Source organism: Selenomonas sp. oral taxon 136 (assembly GCF_001554015.1).
Classification (GTDB): Bacteria; Bacillota; Negativicutes; order Selenomonadales; family Selenomonadaceae; genus Centipeda; species Centipeda felix.
On the sequence record NZ_CP014239.1, the window covers coordinates 361053 to 387128 of the forward strand.

Annotated in this window: 26 protein-coding genes and 1 pseudogene; 2 read left to right on the plus strand and 25 right to left on the minus strand. The window is 56.5% G+C overall.

The window, feature by feature from the left end:
- Positions 1–25 precede the first annotated feature (25 nt).
- The 9 genes and pseudogenes from rfbF to AXE86_RS01695 all read right to left on the minus strand — a co-directional run bounded on the left by rfbF (position 26) and on the right by AXE86_RS01695 (position 8594).
- A pseudogene (rfbF, locus tag AXE86_RS01660) lies at positions 26–810 on the minus strand (glucose-1-phosphate cytidylyltransferase).
- 490 nt (positions 811–1300) lie between these two features.
- Entirely contained in the window at positions 1301–1879 is a 579-nt protein-coding gene (locus tag AXE86_RS12995; RefSeq protein WP_232294899.1) for a class I SAM-dependent methyltransferase, read from the minus strand.
- Positions 1863–2351 carry a hypothetical protein gene (locus AXE86_RS13000; protein WP_232294900.1) on the minus strand — a complete coding sequence of 163 codons (489 nt, stop codon included), beginning with the start codon at positions 2349–2351 and terminating at the stop codon, positions 1863–1865. The genes AXE86_RS12995 and AXE86_RS13000 overlap by 17 nt, the downstream gene beginning before the upstream one ends.
- A 122-nt stretch (positions 2352–2473) precedes the next feature.
- Positions 2474–4468, minus strand: coding sequence for an ATP-dependent zinc metalloprotease FtsH (ftsH, locus tag AXE86_RS01670; protein ID WP_061943985.1), 1995 nt, complete (start codon positions 4466–4468; stop codon positions 2474–2476).
- 11 nt (positions 4469–4479) lie between these two features.
- Entirely contained in the window at positions 4480–5025 is a 546-nt protein-coding gene (gene hpt / locus AXE86_RS01675) for a hypoxanthine phosphoribosyltransferase (protein ID WP_050343282.1), read from the minus strand.
- Positions 5022–6416: a tRNA lysidine(34) synthetase TilS gene (gene tilS, locus AXE86_RS01680; protein ID WP_232294901.1), complete on the minus strand. Its 1395-nt coding sequence runs from the start codon at positions 6414–6416 to the stop codon at positions 5022–5024. The genes hpt and tilS overlap by 4 nt, the downstream gene beginning before the upstream one ends.
- A gap of 195 nt (positions 6417–6611) precedes the next feature.
- On the minus strand, positions 6612–7055 hold the full coding sequence (locus tag AXE86_RS01685) for a S1 domain-containing RNA-binding protein (RefSeq protein ID WP_061943992.1): 444 nt from the start codon (positions 7053–7055) through the stop codon (positions 6612–6614).
- A 105-nt stretch (positions 7056–7160) separates the two neighbouring features.
- Entirely contained in the window at positions 7161–7460 is a 300-nt protein-coding gene (locus AXE86_RS01690; protein WP_061943995.1) for an FtsB family cell division protein, read from the minus strand.
- A 9-nt stretch (positions 7461–7469) separates the two neighbouring features.
- The gene (locus tag AXE86_RS01695) at positions 7470–8594 is read right to left on the minus strand and encodes an MGDG synthase family glycosyltransferase (RefSeq protein WP_061943998.1); all 1125 of its coding nucleotides are present in this window, start codon (positions 8592–8594) and stop codon (positions 7470–7472) included.
- Between the two features lie 97 nt (positions 8595–8691).
- On the opposite strand from AXE86_RS01695, the gene AXE86_RS13005 reads away from it, so the two are divergent.
- Positions 8692–8841, plus strand: a complete 150-nt coding sequence (locus AXE86_RS13005; protein WP_071884670.1) for a secretion protein HlyD — start codon at positions 8692–8694, stop codon at positions 8839–8841.
- On the opposite strand, the gene AXE86_RS01700 is transcribed toward AXE86_RS13005, so the two are convergent.
- The 12 genes from AXE86_RS01700 to putP all read right to left on the minus strand — a co-directional run bounded on the left by AXE86_RS01700 (position 8838) and on the right by putP (position 21675).
- The gene (locus AXE86_RS01700) at positions 8838–9614 is read right to left on the minus strand and encodes an SDR family NAD(P)-dependent oxidoreductase (RefSeq protein WP_061944001.1); all 777 of its coding nucleotides are present in this window, start codon (positions 9612–9614) and stop codon (positions 8838–8840) included. The genes AXE86_RS13005 and AXE86_RS01700 overlap by 4 nt on opposite strands.
- A gap of 59 nt (positions 9615–9673) precedes the next feature.
- Positions 9674–9946, minus strand: coding sequence for an HU family DNA-binding protein (locus AXE86_RS01705; RefSeq protein WP_039980979.1), 273 nt, complete (start codon positions 9944–9946; stop codon positions 9674–9676).
- Between the two features lie 145 nt (positions 9947–10091).
- Complete coding sequence (locus AXE86_RS01710; RefSeq protein ID WP_061944004.1) at positions 10092–10787, minus strand: SAM-dependent methyltransferase; 696 nt, start codon at positions 10785–10787, stop codon at positions 10092–10094.
- Positions 10780–14073 carry a transcription-repair coupling factor gene (gene mfd, locus AXE86_RS01715; RefSeq protein ID WP_061944007.1) on the minus strand — a complete coding sequence of 1098 codons (3294 nt, stop codon included), beginning with the start codon at positions 14071–14073 and terminating at the stop codon, positions 10780–10782. The genes AXE86_RS01710 and mfd overlap by 8 nt, the downstream gene beginning before the upstream one ends.
- Positions 14070–15677, minus strand: coding sequence for a CTP synthase (locus AXE86_RS01720; RefSeq protein ID WP_061944010.1), 1608 nt, complete (start codon positions 15675–15677; stop codon positions 14070–14072). Before AXE86_RS01720 ends, mfd begins: the two co-directional genes overlap by 4 nt.
- Before the next feature lie 22 nt (positions 15678–15699).
- Positions 15700–16029, minus strand: a complete 330-nt coding sequence (gene rpoE / locus AXE86_RS01725) for a DNA-directed RNA polymerase subunit delta (protein WP_006689799.1) — start codon at positions 16027–16029, stop codon at positions 15700–15702.
- A 29-nt stretch (positions 16030–16058) separates the two neighbouring features.
- Entirely contained in the window at positions 16059–17717 is a 1659-nt protein-coding gene (gene argS, locus AXE86_RS01730) for an arginine--tRNA ligase (protein WP_061944013.1), read from the minus strand.
- The gene (locus tag AXE86_RS01735) at positions 17695–18165 is read right to left on the minus strand and encodes a DUF1934 domain-containing protein (RefSeq protein ID WP_009442772.1); all 471 of its coding nucleotides are present in this window, start codon (positions 18163–18165) and stop codon (positions 17695–17697) included. The genes argS and AXE86_RS01735 overlap by 23 nt, the downstream gene beginning before the upstream one ends.
- A 180-nt stretch (positions 18166–18345) precedes the next feature.
- Positions 18346–18810, minus strand: coding sequence for a chemotaxis protein CheX (locus AXE86_RS01740; RefSeq protein WP_009442773.1), 465 nt, complete (start codon positions 18808–18810; stop codon positions 18346–18348).
- A gap of 3 nt (positions 18811–18813) precedes the next feature.
- Positions 18814–19677: a response regulator gene (locus AXE86_RS01745; protein ID WP_061944016.1), complete on the minus strand. Its 864-nt coding sequence runs from the start codon at positions 19675–19677 to the stop codon at positions 18814–18816.
- Positions 19678–19742: 65 nt separating this feature from the next.
- Positions 19743–20108 carry a VOC family protein gene (locus AXE86_RS01750; protein WP_050343257.1) on the minus strand — a complete coding sequence of 122 codons (366 nt, stop codon included), beginning with the start codon at positions 20106–20108 and terminating at the stop codon, positions 19743–19745.
- Positions 20109–20202: 94 nt separating this feature from the next.
- Positions 20203–21675 (minus strand): sodium/proline symporter PutP, encoded by a 1473-nt coding sequence (gene putP, locus AXE86_RS01755; RefSeq protein WP_061944019.1) that lies wholly within the window; start codon positions 21673–21675, stop codon positions 20203–20205.
- A gap of 45 nt (positions 21676–21720) precedes the next feature.
- Here putP and AXE86_RS13010 point away from each other — a divergent pair, with 45 nt between their 5' ends.
- Positions 21721–21870, plus strand: coding sequence for a secretion protein HlyD (locus tag AXE86_RS13010; RefSeq protein WP_071586073.1), 150 nt, complete (start codon positions 21721–21723; stop codon positions 21868–21870).
- A 146-nt stretch (positions 21871–22016) separates the two neighbouring features.
- Here AXE86_RS13010 and AXE86_RS01760 read toward each other — a convergent pair whose 3' ends face one another.
- From AXE86_RS01760 to AXE86_RS01775, 4 genes are all read right to left on the minus strand, one after another.
- Positions 22017–22178: a rubredoxin gene (locus AXE86_RS01760; protein WP_009442777.1), complete on the minus strand. Its 162-nt coding sequence runs from the start codon at positions 22176–22178 to the stop codon at positions 22017–22019.
- 124 nt (positions 22179–22302) lie between these two features.
- The gene (locus AXE86_RS01765) at positions 22303–23067 is read right to left on the minus strand and encodes a response regulator transcription factor (RefSeq protein ID WP_061944022.1); all 765 of its coding nucleotides are present in this window, start codon (positions 23065–23067) and stop codon (positions 22303–22305) included.
- Positions 23060–24778: a histidine kinase gene (locus AXE86_RS01770; RefSeq protein WP_442983639.1), complete on the minus strand. Its 1719-nt coding sequence runs from the start codon at positions 24776–24778 to the stop codon at positions 23060–23062. The genes AXE86_RS01765 and AXE86_RS01770 overlap by 8 nt, the downstream gene beginning before the upstream one ends.
- 244 nt (positions 24779–25022) lie before the next feature.
- On the minus strand, positions 25023–26036 hold the full coding sequence (locus AXE86_RS01775; protein ID WP_061944028.1) for an extracellular solute-binding protein: 1014 nt from the start codon (positions 26034–26036) through the stop codon (positions 25023–25025).
- Positions 26037–26076 lie beyond the last annotated feature (40 nt).

A 26076-nucleotide genomic window follows, 5' to 3' on the forward strand; every position in this document is an offset into this window, starting at 1 on the left:
CCACCCGATTACCTCACAATCTCCGCTATGCCCACAGCTTCCACGGTGCATCGCCCTGACTCCAAAGATCGTTCAATCGGACTTTATCTCGCTGCGTATCCATGCACTGCCAAAAACCGTCATGCTTATAGGCAAATAAGCCGCCATCCCGTGCAATACTCTCAAGTGGCGTCGTCTCAAAGATGCACTGATCGTCATCACGTAGATAGTCAAACACCGATGGCTCAACAACCATAAAACCGCCGTTAATCCAGCCTCCATCCTCCTTCGCCTTTTCAACAAAACGATTGATCTCGTTTGATCCATAATCGATATCGAGGACACCGAACCTCCCCCCGGCTGAATCGCTGTCATGGTCACAATGGCATTTTTGTGATTCTGATGGGCATCAAGCAATGATTGAAGATTTACATTGCTCACCCCGTCGCCATAGGTCAGCATAAAGGCCTCATTGTCAATATACTTCTGAATCCGCTTGATACGCGCACCTGTCTGTGCATCCAGCCCCGTATTGACAAGCGTTACCTTCCACGGCTCTGATACATTGTTGTGCACGGTCATGCGATTTCCCTGTGTAAAATCAAAGGTGACGTCCGACGTATGCAAATAGTAGTCAGCAAAGTATTCCTTAATCATATAGCCCTTATAGCCGAGACAAATAACGAACTCATGAAAGCCATAGTAGGAGTAAATCTTCATAATATGCCAGAGGATCGGCTGCCCGCCGATCTCGATCATGGGCTTTGGGCGAAATACAGACTCCTCAGTAATACGGGTGCCATAGCCGCCTGCTAAGATTACAACCTTCATATAAAATCTTCCTCCTATTCACAAAAGCTCTTAGAGCTCCATTTATACCGACCAAAGAATATTTTCCAAACTAGATTTTACACCGAAGTGCGCGTGAAAAAGATGCGTTAAGATGGCAGTGCTGAATTTATCAATGCTTCCCTAAGATTACCGAATACATAAGGCGACCATATCACCTGACAGAAGATAATGCAGATCATCGGATGCACTAAGAATCTCGTTCGTGGTCTGCTCGAAGAGAGAAATATCTCCGAAATAATGTGACTGGACACCGTACCCGACCCACACGCTCTTATTAGAAAATTCTTTTTTCAGCGCATGAACAAGACGAGGAACAGGAAAAACACGCTCTCCATTCAACGGCAAAATGCTATCATATATTAAATGAGGAACATCATTCGGAAGATTCTCCATCACATGCTCGAAACTATTGTAATTCAGTAAGGATACATAGAGAACCCCCTTGGCGTTCAATAAGCCATACGTTTCCTTAAAAAAAAGAGATAATATCCGAAATCGGCACGACATTAAGAAACGCACCTAAAATGACCATATCATACGTCCCGTTTACTCGATCCGGCAAGTGATCGAGTGACGTCAACCGTATGACAGAATCCGCCATGTACGCTGCTTCCATCATATATTGCTCACGCGTAACAATGGCGTCAATAATAACAGGTGTTTGGAGACGTCGAAAATGATTGCGAACCGTCAGAAGCCCCTCCCCAAACATCGGTTCAATAAACAAAACGCGTGACGGAGTTTCTCCGGTGGAAAAATCTTTAATTATCTGCTCTAAAAACACGAGATGTCCACGTGATGTCCATGGATCAATGCCCCACTTATGCTGGAATACAGGGCGCATTTCTATAATGGTCTTATAATTCCCATGAGTCGTGCGGACTTCATTCAGTGTTACGCCCCCGAAATGATGGACAAAGGTATCCTTGGCGAGAATTTGGCGGAAACCTGACCGGCGTAGTGTTGCAGAAAAATCATCGTCCTCAAAATCACAGAGGACATAGCGATAGTCTGCACGAATCTCGGGCACATCAAAAAGATTCGGCACAACGCGAATACTCCACTTTATTGTAGGCAGGGACGATGATCGACACGCGGTATTTGAAGTCCGTCCGGCGCGGCCTCTTCCGCGCCGCCTCAAATGCCGCAATCGTCTGCGCCAGATAGGCATCCTGTACTTCCGGATGCTGCAGGACAAGGTATTCCAGATCCAACTGATAGCTCAGATCCAAAAAGAGTGGCCGCAGTTCGTAGAAAAAATACTTCCACGCATCTCGTGCGTCTTCCGCAGTCAACGCTTTCTGTCCACTCCACGCAGCATTCAGCGCATAGCGACGGTACTTTTCCATGAGCGTTCCCTTCTCCTGGGATAGACGCTCCGCAACACCGTTCATCGCCACAGCAAAATCCGTCAACACCTGACGCGTCGGTTCTTCCATGCTGCCGTCTGTGGAAAGCATACTGCCGATGTAGTCCACAGCTTCCCGCGCTGTGTCCATGATCTCCTCATACCACTGCATACAAACCTCTCTCTGACTCCCTGCTGAACCCTTTTTCCTATATTATAACTATCGGAAAAATCATACATAAGCTAAAGAAAAAGGCACTGCCGCTCATCTTTCCTCGCGGCAATGCCTTTCCATCATTTATCCCACTGGGTTACGTTGAACTTCGGTTCCGGCGCAGCGACAGGTGCGGGACGCTTTTCAGCGGCGCGCTCTGCCTCCTCACTGGTCTGTGTAGAGTCGTCGATCACAACATCGACGGGAATCGGTGCGGGTTTCCCCGTATCATCCGTATCGTCGTTCTGCTTGTCCTTTTCGCTGATCGCGCCCTTCGTCATCAGTTCCTCAAGCTCTGCCGCACTCAGCGTCTCGCGCTCGAGAAGTTCCTTTGCGATCAGATCGAGTTTGTCGCGATTCTCCACGATGATCGTACGGCAAGCCTCATACGCTTCCTCGATGTAGCGGCGCACCTCACGGTCGATCTCACCCGCAATCTCTTCGGAGTAGTTGCGCTCGCGATTGAGATCGCGCCCGAGGAAGACCTGATGGTTCTCCTCGCCATAGGCAATCGGACCGATCGCATCACTCATGCCGTATTCCATGATCATGCTGCGGATGATACGCGTCGCCTGCTGGATGTCGCTGGATGCGCCCGTGCTGATCTCGCCGAGCACGACCTCCTCGGCCACGCGTCCGCCGAGTGCGACCTTGATGCGGTCGATGAGCTCGGAGCGCGTCCGATAGGAACGATCCTCTTTTGGCAGGGAGAGCATATAGCCGCCCGCACGTCCGCGCGGGATAATCGTTACCTTGTGCACGGGATCGGCGTGCTCGAGCAGAAGTCCTACGAGCGTATGTCCGCCCTCATGATATGCCGTGAGGCGCTTTTCCTCATCCGTCATGACATGAGACTTGCGCTCCGGACCTGCGAGGACACGCTCGATCGCCTCCTCCATCTCCGCCATCGTGATCTTCTTCTTGTCACGGCGCGCGGCAAGGAGTGCTGCCTCGTTGACGAGGTTGCTCAGATCCGCTCCCGTAAAGCCGGGCGTGCGCCGCGCGAGGACGTCCAGATCAACGTCGTCGGCGACCGGCTTGCCCTTTGTATGTACTTTCAGGATGGCCTCACGCCCGCGCACGTCGGGCTTATCCACCACGATCTGACGATCGAAGCGGCCGGGACGCAAGAGCGCAGGGTCAAGCACATCGGGGCGGTTGGTCGCCGCGATGATGATGATCCCCTCATTTGAGGCAAAGCCATCCATCTCGACAAGGAGCTGATTGAGCGTCTGTTCACGCTCATCGTGTCCACCGCCCAGCCCCGCGCCGCGCTGACGCCCAACGGCATCAATCTCGTCGATAAAGACGATGCACGGAGCCGCCTTTTTTGCCTGCTCAAAGAGGTCACGCACACGGGATGCGCCGACGCCGACGAACATCTCGACGAAGTCGGAGCCGCTGATCGTGAAGAACTGAACGCCCGCCTCACCGGCGACCGCCTTGGCGAGAAGCGTCTTGCCCGTGCCCGGAGGTCCGAAGAGCAGTACGCCCTTGGGGATGCGTGCGCCGAGTTCGTTGAACTTGTCGGGTGTCTTGAGGAACTCGACGACTTCCTCAAGCTCTTGTTTCGCTTCGTCCGCCCCTGCCACATCGGCAAAGGTCACCTTTTTCTTATCGCTCACCATGAGGCGCACGCGCGACTTGCCGAAGTTCATCATGCGCCCGCCGCCCATCTGGGACTGCTGCATGATGAAGAACCAGAAGCCAATCAGAAGTGCAATTGGGATCAGCGAGGTGAGGAGCGTCTGCCACCACGGTGGCTCGGGCGGGTTTTCCGCCGAGATCGTCACGCCCTTTTCCGAGAGGCGCGTATAGAGGTCGCGGTCGTTGCTCGGGGCATCCGGCGCAATCGTCGTGAACTCCGTCCCATCCTTCAGCGTACCGCGGATGTTGTTCTGGACAATGACGACCTTGTCCACGTCCCCAGCCGTTACTTTTTCGGTAAAATCACTGTATCCCAGCGCCGTTGCCTGTGCCGACTGATGGCTGCCCGACATGTAGTCGGCGACCGTCCAGACGACGAAGAACATGAGCGCATAGAACGCGAGATTTCGCAGAATTGAATGATTCAAAAGGCGCCTCCTCACTCATAAACGGAACGCCGCAGCACCCCGATGTAGGGCAGATTCCGATATTTCTCCGCATAGTCCAGCCCATAGCCCACGAGGAACTCATCGGGAACCTCATGTCCGAGATAGTCGATCTCGACCGGCGTCACACGGCGCGAAGGCTTGGAGAGGAACGCACAGAGGCGGATGCTCTTCGGATGACGCCCCTGCAGCAGCGTTTTCAGATAGTGCATGGTCGTCCCCGAGTCGATGATGTCCTCCACGATGATGACATGTTGGTTCTCGATGGAAAAATCAAGATCTTTCAAAATCTTAACCTGTCCGCTGGAGACGGCCGCGTCGCCATAGCTGGAGACAATCATAAAATCGAAGTTGACCGGGCGATCAATGGCGCGCACTAGGTCCGTAAAGAAGACGGCAGCTCCCTTCAAAATACCAACGCAGTATACCTTCTCCTGTGCATCGCGGTAGTCCTGTGTAATCTGTGCGCCGAGCTCCTGCACGCGCGCGCGTATCTCCTCTGCCGAGAACGATATGTGCTCAATATCATCGCTCATCATGATGCTGTACTCTCCTTTTCCCATGCAATGGCAAAAACAACACAATGTTCCGTCACCGGTGCCAAGATGCTGCGCCTTCCCCCGACCATCCAAAAAATCTCACTGCTGCCGGCAACGGCAAGCAGCGGAATGCTGTCCCGCGCTTCACGCGGGATCTTATCGTCGATCATAATATCCTTGATTTTTTTGCGTCCGATGGAGAGCCGCATATAGTCTCCGGGACGCCGTGTACGCAGGACAAGCGGCGGCAGCCCTGCCGCATCAGCATAGACAGCCTTCCCGTCCACTGCCTTCTGCCAATCCTCATCCGTCACGTCATCCATCCGACGCATGGAAAATAATCTTCCTTGGAAATTTATTATATCATATTCGTGGGTCAAAGGAAGGAAAATTTCTTCTTCCTTTCCCTGCTGTGTTGTCCGTGTTTCTTCGCGCTGAAGTCTGAGTACACCATAGCGCAGACGCGCACGCCATCCGTGCGGCAGCTCGCACTGCGCCGTTCCCACGCGTGTGAGGAGGCGGCGCATCCGTTCCTCATGCTCGTAGGAAAGATCCTGCTGGCCGTCCGTCACGCGTTCCCAGAAGAGACGCAGGACGCGTCGTACCATGGCCGTATGCAGCGTATTCAGCACGCCGACGGAGAGGCCACCGCCGGAGGATGCGCGCTCCAGTTCTGCCGCAGCATACTGCGTGAGGAAATCATCCTCCTCACCCGCGAGATCACTGAGGCGCACGAGTGCATCACGGATATTTCGATTACCGTAGGTGCAGAGGGTCGGCAAAAGCGTGTGGCGAATCCGATTGCGCTGCGCATCCTGCTGATCATTCGTCAGGTCATGGCACGGGTGAAGCTCATGCGCCCGAATATATCCCTCAATCTCCGCGCGTACCGTATGGAGCAGCGGACGCAGGTGGACGCCGTCCCACTCACGCATGGCGGCAAGCCCCGCGGGTCCCGTACCGCGCAGAATACGCATGAGCACTGTCTCCGCCAAATCATCCGCATGATGGGCAAGCGCTATCGCATCGCAGTGCTCCTGCTCCTGCAGCCGATGGAGAAAATCATAGCGACAGATACGCGCCGCCGTCTCAAGCGAAAGTTTATGCATCTGCGCATAACGCGGTACGTCACCTACCTCTATGACGCAGGGAATATCGCGCGCCGCACAGTATGCCGCCACGGCATCTGCGTCCGCGCGTGACGCTGCTCCGCGAATGCCGTGCTCGTAGTGTGCGCAGATGATCTGCGGGCCGCCCTCCGCATGTAAATCTCTGAGAATGTCCAGCAGAACCAGAGAATCCGTCCCGCCCGAGCAGGCGGCGAGCACGCGGCGATCGGGCGCAAAAAATCCATGCGTCCGAAGAATGTCTGCCACCTGTCGTTTCAACATGATCTCCCGATAAAGGAAGCACTGACCCATGCGTCCATCGCGTGGTGCACGCGTCGTACTGCCCGCTCAGAATTATCTCCGCGCAGACCATCATACACCGGTTCGATGAAAATCACGTGATCAGTGCTTTCCACAAAAAAGGCACTCCACATGGAGTGTCCTCTTTCTCCTCATATCCTATCGCAGCATACGTGCTCAGCCACGGCGTGAGCCGCGTCCGCCACGCTTGGAATCCGTCTTGCGGCGCAGATCGGTCAATCGTTCATCGCTGTCCTTGAGGAAGCGCGACAACTTGTCCTCAAAGGACGGCGAGCCGATCTGACGTGATGCCGCCGTACGGCGCACATCGCGCGGTGGACGCGGCGGACGTGCCGGCGCAGCAGCGGACTGCGCAGCGGACGATTTATCCTGCAGAGCCTTGATCGACAGACCGATCTTCCCACGATCATCCACGGTCAGTACCTTGACCTTGACCTTGTCATGCTCTTTTAGAAAATCATGCACATCGCTCACGTAGACGTCGGCAACCTCCGAGATGTGGATCAGCCCCGTCTTCCCTTCCGGGAGTTCGACAAAAGCACCAAAATTCGTGATACCCGTGACAACACCCTCTACTACGCTGCCGACTTCAATGGCCAAAACAAATCTTCCCTTCAACGATAAACCATCGGGGTCTCCCCCACTGTCAGACATAATTATTATACAGGGCGGACGCCCGTTCTGTCAAGAAAATACGCAGCCCAGTCAGTTGCCGTTTCCACGCTTTCCCGGTGCATAGGGAAGTTCCCCTTCCCCCGTCATGCCGAGCTCCTCACGCGCCAATTTCTCAATGTACGGCAATTCCCCAAGATGCGTTTTCTCCGCCTGCAAACGGTCATTCTCCTCCTGTGCAGCCGTCAGCCGCTCGGATGCCGCACGCTGCTCCGCACGCACGTGAAAGAGATAGATTCCCTGTGATACGATCATCGTACCAAAGTAACCAAGGATCAGAAGAACCGTCACAACAAACCAGCGCGGCCGCCGTGCATTCTTTCTCCGTGCCATCCGTCTCCCTCACTTTCGCTGAAGCATCTCTGTCAGAATCTCCGCCACGCGCTGTGCCGCCTCCTCGCGGGCACAGTCGCGTGCCGCCCTGCGCATGGCAGGCAGACGATGCGTAAGTATGTCCTCCACCGCCGGTGCCATGCGCTCGCCCGAGTGCAGCCATACGGCCGCTCCACATCGCGTCGCATAGACGGCGTTCTCCGTCTCCGGCCCCGGAATCGGGTCATGCAGGAGGAGCGGCAGCCCTGCAGCGAATGCCTCGCTGATTGTGAGCGCACCGGGCTTCGTGATGAGCAGATCTGCCGTGCGCATCAATACCGGCACATCGTGGGTATAGCCGCGCACGGAGATCACATGATGTGAATGTGCCGCGCGCGCACGCGCACGCTCCTCCAGTGCAGCATTATGTCCCGCCACGACGAGAACGGAGAGGCGCAGCTGTACTTGCTCCAAAGCCGCAAGGGTCGCCTCCATATCGCCAAGCCCCAGACCGCCGCCCATGAGAAGAACAGTCGGCCGATCTCCAGAGAGTCCTGCCTGTACCTGTGCCTCGCGGCGTGCCAAGCGGCTCGCCATGAGCGTAATCGGTATGCCCGTCGCATGGATGCACTTCCGATCAAAGCCACACGCCGCCATCTCATCCGCCATCGTCTCTGTCGCAACGAAATAGGCATCCACGTTACGCACAAACCAGATCGCGTGGAGAGCGTAGTCCGTGAGAAGTGCCGCCAGCGCAAAGGAGCCGCCATGCTGCTCGCGCCAGAGTGCTGCCGCCCCCTCGGGAAAGGGGTGGGTGGCGACCACAAGGTCGGGCTGATACGTCCGAATGATCCGTCCCATCGTACGCACCATCACCCAAGCAAAGGCAGCACGCACCGCACCCCCGCCCGCCTTCTTTCCCGCAATGTGGAAGAAGACATCGTAGAGATTCGGCACAAAGCGCAGCATCGTCAGATAAATACGTTTCATGAGATAGTGGATGATGGACACCTCTCGCGACATGAAGTCCACAACATCGATCCGCTGCTCCGCTGCTCCCGGCTGCGCCTTCAGTGCCACACGAATGGCCTCTGCCGCCCGCGTATGCCCTGCACCGATGGAGGCGGTCAAAATGAGAATGCGGGCATGTCCCATCAGCTACCTCCTCATACAATCTTATTTTAACATAATTTTTGACAATGGCAAAATTTTTTTGACGGACGATATGGATTCCTAGGGAATCGCTGATAAAATGAAGTCCGTCGGATTGGTGCAGATTTTTTGTCCTGTCAAGGAGACAAACCGGACGCATAGCAGAGGCTATGTGGAGGATTTGTCGACACAGACAGGGCGAAAAAGATGTACTAAGACGACGGTGCTGAATTTATCAGTGCTTCCCTAGGCCGTCAGCCCGCCATCCACCATATAGATGCTGCCCGTTACCCATGCTGCCGCAGGAGAGGCGAGAAAGACGACAGCGGCAGCGGCCTCATCGGCCGTGCCAATGCGCCCGAGCGGATAGAGCGACGCCATCTCCCGCAGCTGATCCTCTCGTGGCAGATGCTCTGCGAGCTGGCGCTCCGTCATCGGCGTGAGAATATCGGCAGGTGCAACGGCATTCACGCGCACGCCGTCGCAGGCTGTCTCGCGGGCAAGCGAGCGCGTCAGCGCGACAACCGCGCCCTTCGTCGCCGCATACGCTGCACAAAAATAATTCCCATGCAGCCCTGCATCAGAGGCGATATTCACGATATTTCCATGCGTCTGCCGCAAATAGGGCAGAGCCGCCTGTGACAGATGGATCGTCCCCTTGATGTTCGTATCAAGCAGAGCGTCGAGCTCCTCCGCCGAAAGCGCATCCAGCGCGCCCTCGTGGTAGATGCCTGCGGCATTGATGAGAACGTCTAGCGCACCACAGCAGCGGATTGCCTCCGCAACAACGCGGCCACAGTCGGACAGAGACCGTACATCGCCGGCACAAAACAGCGCACGCCCTGTGGCAGAGAGCTGCTCCTCTGCGCCCTTGCCCCGCATCTGGTCACGCCCCATGAGCACAACGCGCGCACCGGCCGCCAGAAACATTGCCGCCGCCGCGTATCCGATGCCCGAGGTACCGCCTGAGATCAGCACGGATTTTCCCGCGAATGCATCCGGTGCAAAGATCGTTTTGCTCATATCCGCCCCACAACGCAGAAAAACCGGACTCCCGTCGGAAGTCCGGTCACACTGCAAAATCAGTTCACAGCATCCTTCAGAGCCTTGCCGGCCTTGAACACAGGATTACGCGAAGCCGCGATCTCGATTTCCTTGCCCGTCTGGGGGTTACGCCCCTTGCGTGCCGCACGATCCTTCACCTCGAACGTGCCGAATCCGATCAGCTGAATCTTGTCACCCTCGGAAAGTGCGCCCTTGATCGTCTCAAAAAGAGCATTGACTGCCTTCTCTGCGTCCTTCTTCGTGAGACTTGCCTGCTCTGCTACGTTTGCGACCAATTCCTGCTTGTTCAAAGTAGCATCCTCCTTTAAGATATTTTCCATTTTCCTCGCGACCGCTTAGTGTCGCACTGACATGAGAGAATTTAACAGAATTACCCCGAAAAATCAAGGGGAAATATTAAAAAAAGATGATTTTTCCCAAAAACTCCCGTTTTTTTTACGGATTTTCCCAAAAAGTCGGCATATAAGGGACAAAAATGGAGGTCAGATGATCCACATCCTCCTGCCGATCGAGTGCATAAAGCGGAATGCGCCGCACGTCCTGTTCGGGCAGACTGAGGTGGTGCAGATAGAGCACCTCCTGTGCATCGTCGCAGTGCTCCATCAGGAGCAGTTTGACATCGGAAGCAATCGCACGCGAATAAATTTGTGTAATGATGCGGTCCTGCGTCGGCACGGCACGGATCTGCGCCTCATTCAGCGCGTCGAGAATGGAGAGCCCGTTCACGGGATCGATGCCCACCGCCGCAAAAAGCGGATCCAAAAAACTCATCCCGGACAGGATGTCGAGCGGTATCCCCTCGCGCTCTGCCGCAGGGCGCAGGAGCTGTACCGTGCGCTCTGCGACGTGCGGGCTTCCGGGAACGAGATAGAGTACAGAGCCCGTGCGGACACGCGTACAGAGATCCGTGACAATCGCGGCATAGAGCGCATCAAAGTCCCCCATCTCCTCGTAGAGGGGATCGTATGTCTCATAGGAAATCTGCACATCATCCAGTGCCGATACACTCGGGTGGATGCGCGTGCGCAGCACGATCTGCTCCGCCCTCTCGATCTGCGTCCATGTCTCGCGCGTAATCAGCCCCGCGTCACCGGGGCCGAGCCCTGCAACGGTCAATCGATAGTCATTCATGCCGCTCTCCTGTGATCAACTGCACAATCTCCAGCACCGTATCCAATACATTCCTGCATTCATGTGCCGCGAGGCGGATGCGATAGCCGCTCCCCTCGGGCAGGGGCCCGACGCGCCGCCCAAAGGCGCGGTCGAGGCGCATGAGTGCCGGGAGCGGCAGCTTTTCATCCGCCGGCAGGGCGATATCGAGCGCATTTTCCTTCAGCGCAATGCTCCGTGCATGAAAGGTCCGCGCCGCATTTTTGATGCGCGCGATATCGAGCAGAGCAAGGACGGGCGCTGTCGGCTCGCCGAACCGGTCGATCAGCTCGTCGAGCAGTGCATCGAGATCCTCATCCGTCTGCACCGCCGCGATCTTCTGATAGACCTCGATCTTGTGCATGGCGTCCTCGATGTAGCCGCCATCCAGATACGCCTCCACGGGGAGGTCGATGACGGTCTGTACGGGCGGCGGCGCAGGTTTCTCGCCCTTTTTGCGTGCCACGGCCTCCTCGAGCAGCTTCACATACATCTCAAAGCCGACGCCTGCGATATGCCCATGCTGCTGCGCACCGAGAAGGCTCCCCGCGCCGCGGATCTCGAGATCACGCATCGCGATCTTAAAGCCCGAGCCAAGGCGTGCAAACTCCTTCATCGCCTGTAGGCGCTTCTCCGCCGTCTCGCTGAGCACCTTGTCGCGCCGATACGTGAAGTAGGCAAACGCCATCTTCGCCGAGCGGCCGACGCGTCCGCGCATCTGATAGAGCTGCGAGAGGCCGAAGCGGTCAGCATCGTAGATGATGATCGTATTCGCGTTGGCGACATCGATGCCGTTCTCGATGATGCTCGTTGCAAGCAGGATGTCATAATGTCCCTCGTAAAAGTCCATCATGACCTGCTCCAGAATATCCTCGCTCATCTGTCCGTGCGCGGAGGCAATACGTGCCTGCGGTACAATCTGCAGCAGGTGCTCGCGCATCCGGTCGATGCTCTCCACGCGGTTGTAGATAAAGTAGATCTGCCCGCCGCGCGACAGCTCACGCTCGATCGCGCCGCGCATCATGGCATCACTGCTCTCCACGACGTAGGACTGCACAGGGAGGCGCTCGGCGGGCGGCGTCTCGATGACACTCATATCACGCGCACCCGCGAGCGACATGTGCAGCGTGCGCGGAATCGGCGTCGCGGAGAGCGTCAGTACATCGACGCCCGTCGCGAACTCCTTGATCTTTTCCTTCTGCGTCACGCCGAAACGCTGCTCCTCATCCACGATGAGCAGGCCCAGCTTCTGAAATCGCACGCGCTTCCGATTAAGAATCGCATGCGTTCCGATGAGGATGTCCACTTGACCACGCGCCACATCGCGCAGCGTCGCCGCCTGTTCCCGCAGCGTGCGGAAGCGGCAGACAACGTCCACCTTCGGAGCGAAGTCGGCAAAACGCGCCGCAAAGGTCTGATAGTGCTGCTGTGCGAGAACTGTTGTCGGCACGAGCACGGCGACCTGATAGCCGTCCATCGCCGCCTTGTACGCCGCGCGAATCGCAACCTCCGTCTTGCCGAAGCCCACATCGCCGCAGAGCAGGCGGTCCATCGGCTTTTCGCTCTCCATATCGTGCTTGATCTCTGCAATGGCGCGCAGTTGATCGTCCGTCTCCTGATACGGAAACGCCTCCTCGAACTCACGCTGTCCCGCATCATCCGGCGAAAAGGCATGACCCTTCGCCATGCGCCGCGCAGCGTAGAGCTCAATCAGATGGTCGGCGATATCCTCGACCGATTTCTGCGCCTTGGCTTGTGCGCGTGCCCAGTCTGCCGTCCCCATGCGGTGCAGGCGCGGTGCAGCGCCTTCTGCACCGATATACTTTTGCAGGAGACTGACCTGATCGGTCGGGACGAAGAGCTTGTCGTCCCCGCCGTACTGGATGTGCAGATAGTCGCGGTGAACACCGGCGACCTCGATGGTCTCCACACCCAGATACTTCCCGATTCCGTGGGAGATGTGCACCACATAGTCGCCGGGCGCAATCTCGCGAAAGTGGCGGATGCGCTCTCCCGCCGACGCTGTACGGCGCAGCCGTGCCTTATGACGACCGAAGATATCCTGCTCCGTCAGGACAGCAGTGCGAGACGCGCTCAGCTCAAAGCCCGCACGCAGGGTGCCGGGCGAAATGGTGACGGCATGTTCGGCCGGTGCATCTGCGCCGCGTGAAATGACCGTCGGGAGCTTCCAGAGCGTGAGCATCTCGCGCATTCGCGCGGCCTGCTCCGCCCCGCCCGCTAGGATGAGGACGCGCATCCCCTCTCCCAGATAGCGATGCAGCTCGCTCTCGAGGAGCGAAAACTGCCGCTGAAACGCCGTCATGGGCACCATCTGTACGCCGATGAGCGTCTGCGGCGTACACGTCGGGACAGCGCGATTCATGAGTGAGATGAACACCTCATGCCCCTCCGTACCGGCGGCGGTCATCTCTGCCCACGAGAAACACCGCGCTGCACGCACGGCATCCTCCCGTACGCCATCCTCCAGCGCCGCCATCAGGCGTGACGGCTCGTCAAAGACACTTGTTCCGGCTGCGCCGAGATAGCTCAAAAAACAGGCCTCCCCATTGTCGTCTGCGGCACGCAGAGGCATGATGGAGGCCGTTCCGATATTTTTGATGGAGCGCTTGGTCAGAGGATCGTACTCTCGCATGGAGTCGATCTCCGTATCGAAGAACTCCACACGGATGGGCGAGAGCGCATTGATGGGAAACACATCCACAATGCCGCCGCGCACGCTGAACTGTCCGACGTTCTCCACCTCCGGCACATGTTCATAGCCGAGCGCCGACAGCCGCTCCATCAGGGTCTCACGCGGGAGGTCTTGTCCTAGGCGCAGCGACAGTGCGGCACGGGAGAATTCCGTCGTGCTGAGCCCCTTCTGCGCCGCCGCACCGATGTCCGCCAACACGATGATCGGCTCATGACGCAGGAGACGCGCCATGATGTTCATGCGCTGTGCCGAGCGCTCCAGCCCCTTCGCTGCACCGGGTGCAGCAAAGTCAATGCGGTCCAGCTCGGGCAGCTCATAGACATCCGCCTCGGGCAGGAGTGCCGTGAGATCCTCCTGCCACGCGCGCAGCGCATCCCGTCCCGCCGTCACAATGGCGAGCGGGCGCGGTGCTGCATCATAGGCGGCGGCGACGGCGGCGTGCTTCAATGCCCCTGCGGCACCGTGCAGCATGGTCTGTGCTGCCGGCTGCGCAAATACCTCCGTCAGCTGACGGAGGGCGGGATCATCCCGCAGAAGCGAAAAAAATGTATTCATTTGGATGCGGCAAGAGCCGCGCGGATAAAGCCTGCAAAGAGTGGGTGCGGATGATTCGGCCGCGACTTCAGCTCCGGATGAAACTGCGAAGCGACGAACCACGGATGATCCTCGATCTCCACGATCTCCACGAGCTGATTATCGGGACTTGTTCCCGCGATGCGCAGCCCTTTCTCCGTCAGCTGTGTACGATAGGCATTATTAAACTCAAAGCGGTGACGATGACGCTCACTGATCTCGCTCTCGCCATATTCTTCACGGGAATGCGAATCCTCCGCCAACACGCAGGGATAGGCACCGAGGCGCATCGTACCGCCCTTCTCCTCCACGCCCTGCTGCTCCTCCATAAGAGCGATGACCGGGTGCGGCGTCTCTGGAACAAACTCTGTACTGTGTGCCCCCGGCAGTCCTGCCACATGGCGTGCAAACTCGATTACAGCGCATTGCATACCGAGACACAATCCAAGAAATGGGATGTCGTTCTCACGCGCATACTGAATCGCACGGATCTTGCCCTCAACGCCGCGATCACCGAACCCACCGGGAACCAGGATGCCCTTACAGCCGACAAAGAGCTCATCGAGATCCGCATTCGGGTCCTCCAGCTCCTCTGCATTGATCCATGCGATCTTGACCTGTGCGTCATTCTCAATGCCGCCGTGATTAAGTGCCTCCGTCACGGACATATAGGCGTCGGGCAGAGCTACGTACTTGCCGACAACGGCGACCTTCACCTTTTTGGCTGGGTGATTGATCTTAAAGACCATCTTCCCCCATGCTTCCATGTTGGAGGGGTCAAAATCCATCGCCATCTTTTCGAGGACAATGCGGTCAAGCCCTTCCTGCTGCATCATCAGAGGAACCTCGTAGATCGTCGCTGCCGTACGATTCTCGATCACCGCATCAGCATCCACATCACAGAAAAGCGCAATCTTCTCCTTCATCTCGCGCGGGATCGGCTGCTCTGTCCGGCAGACGAGGATGTCGGGCTGAATTCCGATGGCGCGCAGCTCCTTGACACTGTGCTGCGTTGGCTTCGTCTTGAGCTCTCCTGCCGCCGTGATATATGGGAGCAGTGTCACATGAATGTAGAGGGCATCATTTTTTCCAACTTCCTTCTTGACCTGGCGGATTGCCTCAAGAAACGGAAGGCTCTCGATATCACCGACCGTCCCGCCGATCTCTGTGATAACGACATCCGCGTTATCTGCCTTTGCCACATCATAGACGCGCTGTTTGATCTCATTTGTAATATGCGGAATCACCTGCACCGTCGAGCCAAGATAGTCTCCGTGCCGTTCCTTGTTGAGCACAGAGGCATACACCTTCCCTGTTGTAATGTTCGATCGTTTCGTCAGGTTGATATCGATAAAGCGCTCATAGTGGCCAAGATCCAGATCTGTCTCCGCACCGTCGTCCGTGACAAACACCTCGCCGTGCTGATAGGGACTCATCGTTCCTGGGTCGATGTTGATGTAGGGGTCGAACTTCTGGATGGTCACCTTAATGCCGCGGTTCTTGAGCAGGCGTCCGAGAGACGCCGCCGTAATGCCCTTGCCGAGAGATGAAACAACGCCGCCCGTAACAAATATATACTTTGCCATATCGTTCCTCCGCCGAGTCCAGTCAGTTTTGAATACTCTCAAGCTTTTTTTTGCGTGTCGTCTCCTTTGCGGCAGCTGTCTTGGATGAGCCGGAGGATGACCGTGACGAGGAGCGCTTCACCTCGGGCGGCACCCACTCCGTCAGTCCCCACTTGCTCTCCCCTTCATAGTGGAAACGGCTGTCCATATTGATCAGCGTATAAATCTCTGAAATTGCCATCGCCAACGACTGCACCGGACGGTGCGTCGCCTCAATCACCGCCGTGATGAGATCCTTGTAGTGCATCGGCTCTTTCTTCTCTGTCAGGATATGGTAGGCCGTATCGACCTCCGACATATGTTCAAAATCCATGGATAAACTCCTTTCACACCAGAGTCATATTACATCTTCTCCGGAGCTGAGACGCCCAGGATACCGAGACTGTGACGAATCACGTGCCCTGTCGCAAGCACAAGAGAAAGTCGCGCGGCTGCAAGAACGGGCTCCTGCCCGACAATACGGCATTTATTGTAAAACGAATGGAATGCTGCAGCAAGCTCATGGCTGTACCGTGCAATACGCTGCGGGGCAAGTTCCGATGCTGCGCGCTCAATCTCCTCTGGATATGCCCCCAGCTTCTTGATGAGGGCTATCTCCGTCTCATCTGTCAGGGCATCCAGTTCCTCTCCTTCGGCAGGGTCAATTCTCATCTCGGCCGCTTGACGGAAAATGCTCGAGATGCGCGCATGTGCGTACTGGATGTAGTACACAGGGTTCTCATTGGACTTCTTTTTCGCGAGGTCAAGATCAAAATCGAGCTGACTGTCGAGAGAGCGCATCAGGAAGAAATATCGCGCCGCATCAACGCCGACCTCCTCCATCAGCTCCCGCAGGGTAACCGTCTCGCCCGTACGCTTGCTCAGCTTGACGACCTCGCCGTCCCGATAGAGGCTCACCATCTGGAGAAGCAGCACCGTCAGCTGCTTTGAATCGTGCCCAAGCGCTTCCATCGCTGCCTTCACACGGGCAACATAGCCATGATGATCTGCCCCCCAGATATTGACGAGCCGGCCGAAGCCGCGTGCATACTTATTATCATGATAGGCAATGTCTGCTGCGAGATACGTCGGAACACCGTTATCGCGGAAAATCACGCGATCCTTGTCGTCCCCGTAATCCGTTGAGCGCAGCCACACTGCACCATCCTTCTCGTAGGCGGTGCCGCGTTCCAGCAGCACATCAACAACGCGTTGCACCGCCTCTGGATGAAGCGTGCGCTCACTGAACCAGCGATCGAATGTCACCCTAAAATCCGCCAGATCTTCTCTCAGAACCGCGAGCTTCTCTTTATAGGCAATGTCCTTGAACTTCTCCAACCGCTCCTCTTCGGACAGAGCGAGATAGCGCTCCCCGTCACGGTCGATGATGCGCTGTGCTGTATCGATGATGTCCGCACCGTGGTAGCCGTTCTCTGGAAATACAATCTTCTGTCCGAGTCGTTCAAGATAGCGCGCATTCACCGATATGGCAAGCAGATCCATTTGCTTCCCCGCATCGTTGACATAATATTCACTCTGGACCTCATAGCCTGCCGTACGCAGCAGCTTCACCAGTGCCGAGCCAACCGCCGCACCGCGCCCGTGTCCGACGTGCAGCGGTCCCGTCGGATTCGCGCTGACGTACTCCACCTGAATCGGCGCCGCATCCTTCGGCGCCAGTGTACCGTAGGTCTCCCCCGCACGCAGAATCCCACGCAGGGTATCTGCCATCACATCTTTTTTGAGATAGAAATTGAGGAAGCCCGGTCCTGCCATCTCCGCATGATCGAGCCATGCGCCCGTAAGATGGGCACAAAGCGTCTCCGCGATCTTCTTCGGCGGCTGACGAAAGACGCGCGCCGACTGCATCGCAAAGTTCGTGGCAAAATCGCCCAGCGCCTTATCCGGCGGCTCCTCCAGAAGAATGGGGGGAAGTGCGCCGCCCTCCGGCAGCTCTCCCGCCGCCGTGGCGGCCTCCACGGCACGAAGCAGTGCCTGCTCAATCTGCTGTTTGATCTCCACCTTGATTTGATCTCCTTTGCATTGGCTCAATTCGTATTTCCATCGTGTTGTCGCTCTGACGCATCCCGTCCACATAGAGCGTATAGAAAATATACGCTTCCTCCACCCCGTCCGGAAAGCTGCGCACGCGCAGGCGCCGCGTCAACGTGGACAGCGAGAACCGCCCGTACGGGGTGCGGTAGTCGCCGCGCCGTTCCTGCCCCGGGACGAAGTTCTGCGTACAGCGCACGACGCCACGCCGCTGCAGACGCACATCGTCCGCACCGATGCGCAGAATCGTCGGGACAATCGCGCCCTCAATCAGCTCTGCATCGTCATAGCTCACATAGCGGCTCTCTCCACGCAAAAAACGCCGTCCTATCACGGACAGCGTAATGCGGCTCTCCTCGCCTGCAGCATCCACCTGTCTTCCCTTGAGAAAGACACGCACCTGCTCCGCACCCTTCATCGAAACCTCCTCCGATAAAAAGTGTTCTGTGCAGCGAGAGCACGACATCGATCATGCTCTCGACGCGTTATTCTTGAAATCACCGATAAAGCAGCCCCTCGGATGAGCGCAGATTGCCCGTCATCGCATCGACAAAAAAGATGCGCTGAGATGGCCGCACTGTATTGATCGGAGATTCCTTTATACCTGGTCAACGGCAATATCCAATTCCACAAGTTTGCCGCTCAGATCCATTGCGACGACGAGGTACTGGCCATCGCAGACCTTCACCTCGAAGTCCGCCCCCACCGTCAGCGACGGCGTGGAGATATCGACATCCAGTTCCAAGGCCGTGATGTTCGTCGCCGTGTGAGCCGTCAGCATATTGCTCAGCTCTGAGATCGCGCTCTGCGCCATCTCGTCGAACGTCTCGACCGGCATCCCCATCATCATCTGCGACGCGATAAACTTGGCCGTCTCCTCACTCATATTGTAGACGACATTCCCGCGAATCTGCTTGGTAAAGCCCACCAGCATCGAAACACCGAGACTCTTGACACGCGACTTCGCTGCATAGAGCTTCGTCCGTGTCGGCTCGGGGAATCCCAGCATCGGCATCACCGTCGTAAAGGCGTCCACAAAAGGATTGATCAGTTTTGCATCCATCGATTACTCTCCTTCTGCAAAGCCCACATTGATCCGGACGGTTCCAATCGGCAGCTTCATGCTGATACAGAACGTCGTCATGCGGGGACTTACAATATGCACCTGTGCGCCCGAGATCGTCCCCGGGGGCGTCAGGCGCAGTTCCTTCCCATCTAGGACATTGTTGATCTTTGAAACAGCTCGCCCTGCGATAATGTTCGCGGCTTCCTCTACGGCATCTGCTGCCTCGTTCTCCGTGAGCTCCTCTACGGTTGAATATCCAAGCATGTGCATGGCGAAGAGCTGTACCACAGACTCCTCTGCGTAGAGGATCACGCGTCCTGTCGTATAGCCCGTGATACCGATGATCACTGCCGCACCGCTCACATCGAGTGTGCGCGACTCATAGGGTGCAATCTCCGGCTCTCCCTCCATATTGAGGAGCCCCGACACACCCTGCTGGAGGGCACGTGCAAACGGCTTTGCATAGAGTTCCCGAAACTCTGTCTCCTGCGTGGCGGATACCTGCCCGATCAGGTACAGCGTATCCAGCAGATCTGCCTGCGAAACCGGCTTTTGAAGGAACGCACGCACGCCGACAGCCTTCCCTTGTGTGATGAGCTTCAGATCCTTCATCGCACTGATCATCAGAATCCGTGCATCCGCATCCAGCGCGAGGATACGTCTGCTGCACTCAAGGCCGTTTGTGTCCGGCAGGTTCATATCCATCGTCACGAAGTCCGGCCGCAGCTCTTCGTAGAGTTTCAGCGCCTCCACGGCATCTGCCGCCATCCCGCAGACCTCGAAATCCGTTTCCCTTAGATGTTCAGCAATCATCACGCGGCTGATCTTGGAGTCGTCCACGATCAGTACCCGCAGCTTTCCCATTCCTACTCCCCCTCTGCCACGAACACATTATTCTAATTCTATTATACACAAAAAAGGGCTGTTCGTCACATATTTTTTGGGAGAACTTCGATCCAATAGCCGTCGGGATCCTCTACGAAGTAAATGCCCATTTCGGCATTCTCATAGCAGATGACCCCCATCTCCGTATGCAGCGCATGCGCTGCCGCATAGTCGTCCGTATGGAGCGCGAGATGGAACTCCTTTTCCCCGAGATTGTACGGTTCAGTTCGCGCGTCCAGATAGGTCAGCTCCAGCTCAAAGTCCGTCGTGCCGTCCGTCAGATAGACGAGGGTAAAGCCCTCCGCCTCTAGGCGCCGCTTCTCACGGAAGCCAAATGCCTTCTCATAGAACGCCATGCTGCGTGCCAGATCGAGCACATTGAAATTCACATGCGTAAAATTAAATGCCATAATGTCCTCCCCATTAAGGAATCGCTGATAAATTTCGTACTTTGTGTATATCGGAAAATGCCGTCCTCCTCATAAGCGCATCACCGACAGTTCCCTACTGTCGTGATGCGCGGTCAAAGAGCTCCGTCACGGCCGCAGGCGGCTCTGTATCGAGCCGGCTCACCACATAGATGGCAGCGAGTGCCAGCAGAAATCCCGGCACGATCTCATAGAGTCCAAAGAACGCAAACTGCTTCCAGACGAGCACCGTTACGCCGCCCGTCACAATCCCTGCGAGCACGCCGCGCTCCGTCGTCCGCCGCCAAAAGAGGCACATGAGGAGTGCGGGGCCGAAGGCGGCACCAAAGCCTGCCCACGCATACGCCACCATATCGAGGATAAAGTTGTCGGGGCTGAGCCCGAGATAGATCGCCGCCGCTGCAATCACGAGAACGGACAGACGGCTCACCCAGACCAGCTCGCCCTGCTGCGCTTTGGGGCGGAAGCTGCGCCGATAGATATCCTGCGCAAACGCCGAGGCGGCTACGAGGAGCTGCGCCGACGCCGTGCTCATGATCGCTGCCAGCACCGCCGCGAGGATCAGCCCCGCGACGACCGGCGGGAAAAGCTCACCCGCCATCGTGAGGAACACCGTCTCCGTTGCTGTTCCCGCCAGCGGTGTCTTAAGATACACCGCCCCCACCATGCCGACGAGAATCGCCGCCGAGAGGGAGATCACCACCCACGACATGGCGATGCGCGTCGCCTGGGGCAGCTCCTCTGCATGGCGGATCGCCATAAAGCGCACGAGAATATGCGGCTGTCCGAAATAACCGAGCCCCCAGCCCATGAGGGAAATGAACTCGATGAACCCGAGTGTACTGCCGTCGGGCTTGGTCAGCGGCGCGAAAAATTCTGCATGCTGTGCATGGATCAGATCCGCCGTCGCCGAAAAGCCGCCCAGCATCAATGCCGCCCCCACAGGAACCACGAGAATGGCAAAGAACATCATCACGCCTTGGATAAAATCCGTTCGAGACACGGCGAGAAAACCACCGACGAGCGTGTAGAACACCACGACCACGGCACCAAAGAGCAACGCCGTCAGATACGGCAGCTGGAAAATTGTCTCAAAGAGGCGCCCCGCCGCCACGAATCCCGATGACGTATAGAGGATAAAAAAGATGAGAATGAAGATTGCAGGTACGATCCGCAGTGCGCCCGACGTGGCAAAAAAACGATTTTCAAAGAAATCCGGCAGCGTCAGTGAGTTGTGTGCCAGCTCTGTATAGACGCGCAGGCGCGCCGCGATGAACTGCCAGTTCGCCCATGTGCCGAGCGCCAGACCGAGTGCAATCCAGCCGGCATTGAGCCCCGCCGTATAGGCAAAGCCGGGCAGCCCCATCAGCATCCACCCCGACATATCCGACGCCTCGGCACTCATCGAGGTCACCCATGCGCCGAGCTTTCGATTCCCGAGGAAGTAATCGCTCATATTGCGCGTCCGTCGATAGTAGTAGACGCCAATGCCCATCATTAGGAGCATATAAACAAGAAAAATAACACTGATCTCAATCCGCTCTGCCAACAAAAAATCTCCTAACGCTATAATATCTAGGGAAGTACTGATAAAATGAAGTCCGTCGGATTGGTGCAGATTTTTTGTCCTGTCAAGGAGACAAACCGGACGCATAGCCAAAGCTATGTGGAGGATTTGTCGACACAGACAGGGCGAAAAAGATGTACTAAGACGGCGGTGCTGAGTTTATCAGTACTTCCCTAGTACATTATACGGGATTCTCGGCGGAAAAGCAAAAATATTTGCAAGGAATCGCCGATAAAATGTGGCCTGCCGAATTGGCGCAGATTTTTTCCACAAAGATAAAAACCCCGCTTACGCGGGGCTATGTCGTCAGTGCTTCCTTTACGTTACTCCTGCAGCTCAAACATACTCTTATCCACGCCGCAGAGCGGGCAGACAAAATCGTCGGGCAGATCGTCAAATGCCACGCCCGGAGCGAGATCGTAGTCCGGATCTCCCTTTGCCTCGTCATACACCCAGCCGCAAACCGAGCAAACCCATGTCTTCATAACAAATTCCTCCTATAATCATACACAGTTTCAGTAGATGATACTGGTTCTTTATTTTATTAACCAATAACTATTATTATAATATAGCATTTTTCTCTTTTTGTCCATACCCCTGAGCAAAATTTTATCCATTTTTTCCGTAGCGATATTCCGTGGGCTTCATGCCCATGTGCTTCTGAAAGACCTTGCTGAAATAGCGCGTATCCTGATAGCCGCAGGCGGCGGCGACCGCATAGATCTTGGCATCGCTCTCGCGCAGCATGTGTCCTGCATGACGCAGGCGGCATTCCGTCAGGTAGGAGCTGAAGGAGGTTCCGCACCGCGCAAAAAGTTTGTGGAGATAGCTGACGCTCAGCTCCAGCTCTCCTGCAACCTCGCGGACGGTGATCGGTTCTGCCATGTGTGCCTCTATGTGCCGTACAGCATGCAGGAGATAGCCGCGCACGGGCTCTTCCGCGGGAAGCGCTAAATTCCCGTACACTGGATCATCATCATCACAGTGTACGCCATGACGACGGCTCATGATATGCCCAGCGGCGAGTTTGATCGCGGCCGCAAGCTCCTCATCATCCAGCGGCTTGAGGAGGTAGGCACATACACCAAGGGCAATCGCCTGCTGTGCATACTCAAACTCCCCGAATCCCGACAGGATAATGTACTCGGCATCGATCTCCTCGCGCAGACTGGCGATGACATCGAGCCCCGTCATCCCCGGCATCTTGATGTCCACGATCAGCACATCGGGATGGTGTTCCCGCGCCATGAGGATGCCCTCCATCCCGCCAGAGGCCGCACCGATTACCTCTGCACCAAAATCCTGCCACGGGGTCAGCTGTACGATGCCCTGCCGCTGCAGCGGCTCATCATCAATCACAAGCACTTTAATCATCGCGCGGAGCCTCCTCCATGTACTTCAACATCAACCGCACCTCTGTGCCCTTCCCCTCCGCACTGGAGAGGTCAATCCCGCAGTTCGCATCACCGTTCAGCATAGCGCGCATGTGGACGTTATAGAGGCCAAAGTGATTATCATCCTGCCGCGCGAGCACTTCCTGCTGGCGCGCTTCGGACATCCCCTGCCCGTCGTCCTTCACGCGGAGAAGAATATGATCGCCGTCGCGCCTGCCGATGATGAGGATGCGCCCGCCGTTCTCCACACTCTCAAGTCCATGTTGAATCGCGTTCTCGACCAGCGGCTGGAGGATGAGCTTCGGCACATAGCATCCCATGATGCGGCTGTCTACATCCAGCGTCACCTTCAGACGTCCCTCGAAGCGCCGTTGTTGGATTTTCAGATAGGTGCGCAGGAAGGATAGTTCCTCTGCCACCGTCACGAATTCCTTCATGCTCACCGAAGCACGCAGGATCTTGCCGAGCTGGACGGCGATATCTGCCGCGCCCTCCGCGTCGCCGAGCTTTGCACTCCACTTGATGAGATTCAGCGTATTGTAGATGAAATGCGGGCGCGTCATTTCGGTCAATGACTTGACCTCCGCGATGCGCAGGCGCCGCTCTCGCGCACGGTTCTCCGCTAGGAGCGTCCGTATGTGTGCAATCAGGCCATTGAACGTCCGTGCGAGTTCTCCGATCTCGTCGCGGCGATGCGCCTCCAGCTGCGTCGAAAAATCATCCGAGCTCCGTGCGCGGCGCATTGCCTGTGTCAGAATGTGGAGCGGATGCCAGAGACGGCGGCTGAGCCGCCACGCGAGGTATGCCGTCACCGCAAGCGCGGCAGCGTCTACGGCAAGGATGAGACGTATCAGCTCCTCCACCGGTGTCCCATCCGTCCGCTGCCGGAGATGCACGGCAATCCCCGTCACGGCAGAGCTGTTCACGAAGTCACGAAAAACGGACGCTGACGTTTCATCCTCCGCCGCCGAAGCAAAGAGGGCGGAGAACCCTTCGCCGCGATGATCGAGCAAATCCATCATCACGTAGCGGTAGCGATCCGTCAGGATGATCTGCCCCTCGTTGCCGTCCTGCACCCGCTGAATGAGCGGAACGAGAGCCTCGCGGCGAATATCGACAACCACGGCACCGAGCAGCTTGCCATTTTGACGAATGGCATGCGCCATCGAAAAAACAGTATTCTGCTGGTCAGGAGCCGTGCGGTCAGCCGCAATCAACGCCCAGCCATCTTGCTGTACCGCCTGACCGATCACGCCCCAGTGGAGATTCGTCGGGAGACGATGGTCACGCGGCACATCGTCCGTGGCAATCGCACGCCGCCCATCCGCCGGAAGCAGATAGACGGCCGCCTCCCCCGTACGCCCGGAGAGGACACCATAGAGATCGGCATAGAGATGCGTCGTATCCGTCGGCTCCCCGTGCATATACGCCATGACATCATCCCGCATGAAAAACGGCATCATCAGCCGCTGATAAGCAAGTGCGAGATTGTCGATCTCACGGGAGATGCGCTGCACCTCAGCGTACCCGGCCTTCTCCTGTGTACTCTCATAGGCACGATCCGCAGCGTAGAGGATAATCGTCGAGACGATCAGGAGAGGAAGGACGCCGCCTAAGAGAAGGTATGCGAACAGTCGCTTCTGATAACTGATCGTATACCACTCCATTTCTGTATCCTCCGCCTTTCCCATACATCAAAAACAAGATCTCGCCGCGTCAGAACAACCATAAGAATGTATAAAAATACATTATGTTCCTCAATCTTCAGACTATATAGAAAGAATAAGGATAAATCGTTTTTCTGTCAAGTGAAATTATCATTTTGTAGGGATTTTCATTCTATGTTGTGAAAACAGAAAAAGGAAAACCGCCACACGAAGTGACGGTCTTGGAAGGGGAAAATATGGGAATGGGGGGATGGGGGGAAATGGGGATTTATTTGATAACCGCAGCACGCCATTCGCTCAAAAACTCATCTCTGAACGCGGCGGCATGCCGGGCATCAAACCGTGTGGAATGAATCTCCGCGAGCGTTGGGAGATTCGGCGGTGCCGTGACATCGGCACGCGTGGAGCGTCGTTCATATACGCCGAGACGTTCATGAACACGACGGCTCATAACAAAATCAAGGAATTTTTTTGCATTCTCTATGTGCGGAGCATTTTTGATGATCGCAACCCCGGTGGCGGACACGCGTGTCCCTTCCCGTGGATAGACGACCTCGATGTGTGCCCCCGCCGACCGAGACCGCAGAACTGGCTGCTCCGCTGTCGCCGTGACCGCATACGCACCACTCACAACGGCCTTGACCTGCTCTGCCGAGGCAGAGACCATGTGCCCATCCAGCTGATCTTCCATGCGAGAGATCAGGGCGTTATCACCGCCGAGTACATCCATCATCGTCATGAGGACATCGTATGAGACCAAGGATTTGGTCGGGTCAGCAAGCGCAATGCGCCCGCGAAAACGTGATTTGAAAAGATCGCTCCATCCGGTCGGCGCATCCTCGGCATCAATGAGATCCGTGTTGTAAGCCAGCACATAGGGATCCTCTGTGATAAGGTAATATGCCTTGTCACCGCCAACATAGTCACTGCGCAGGGCACCTTCCTCCGGGCAGTCGTAGGATGCCAGATAGGACGTGAGGGATAGGTAGACATCTTCCACACCGCCCCACAGGACATCGCCGCGCGGATTCTCCTGTTCCGTACGAATGCGTGTCATGAGGGCATCGGATGTACCGTCCACCAACTGGACGCGGATTCCGGTCTCCTCCTGAAACTCCTTGGCAATGGGGTCTGTCCAATCCTCTGCACCGCAGTTATAGACCACGACCAGATTCTCATCGTCCGTAGGAGCCTGACGAGCAGACCCACATCCGACGAGAACAGAGCTAACGCCGAGGAGAAGTGCCGCACACAATATCTGCATACGTTGAAAGATGAGCATCGTGCGACACCTCCTAAATGAGATGTCATCAATTTCAAAT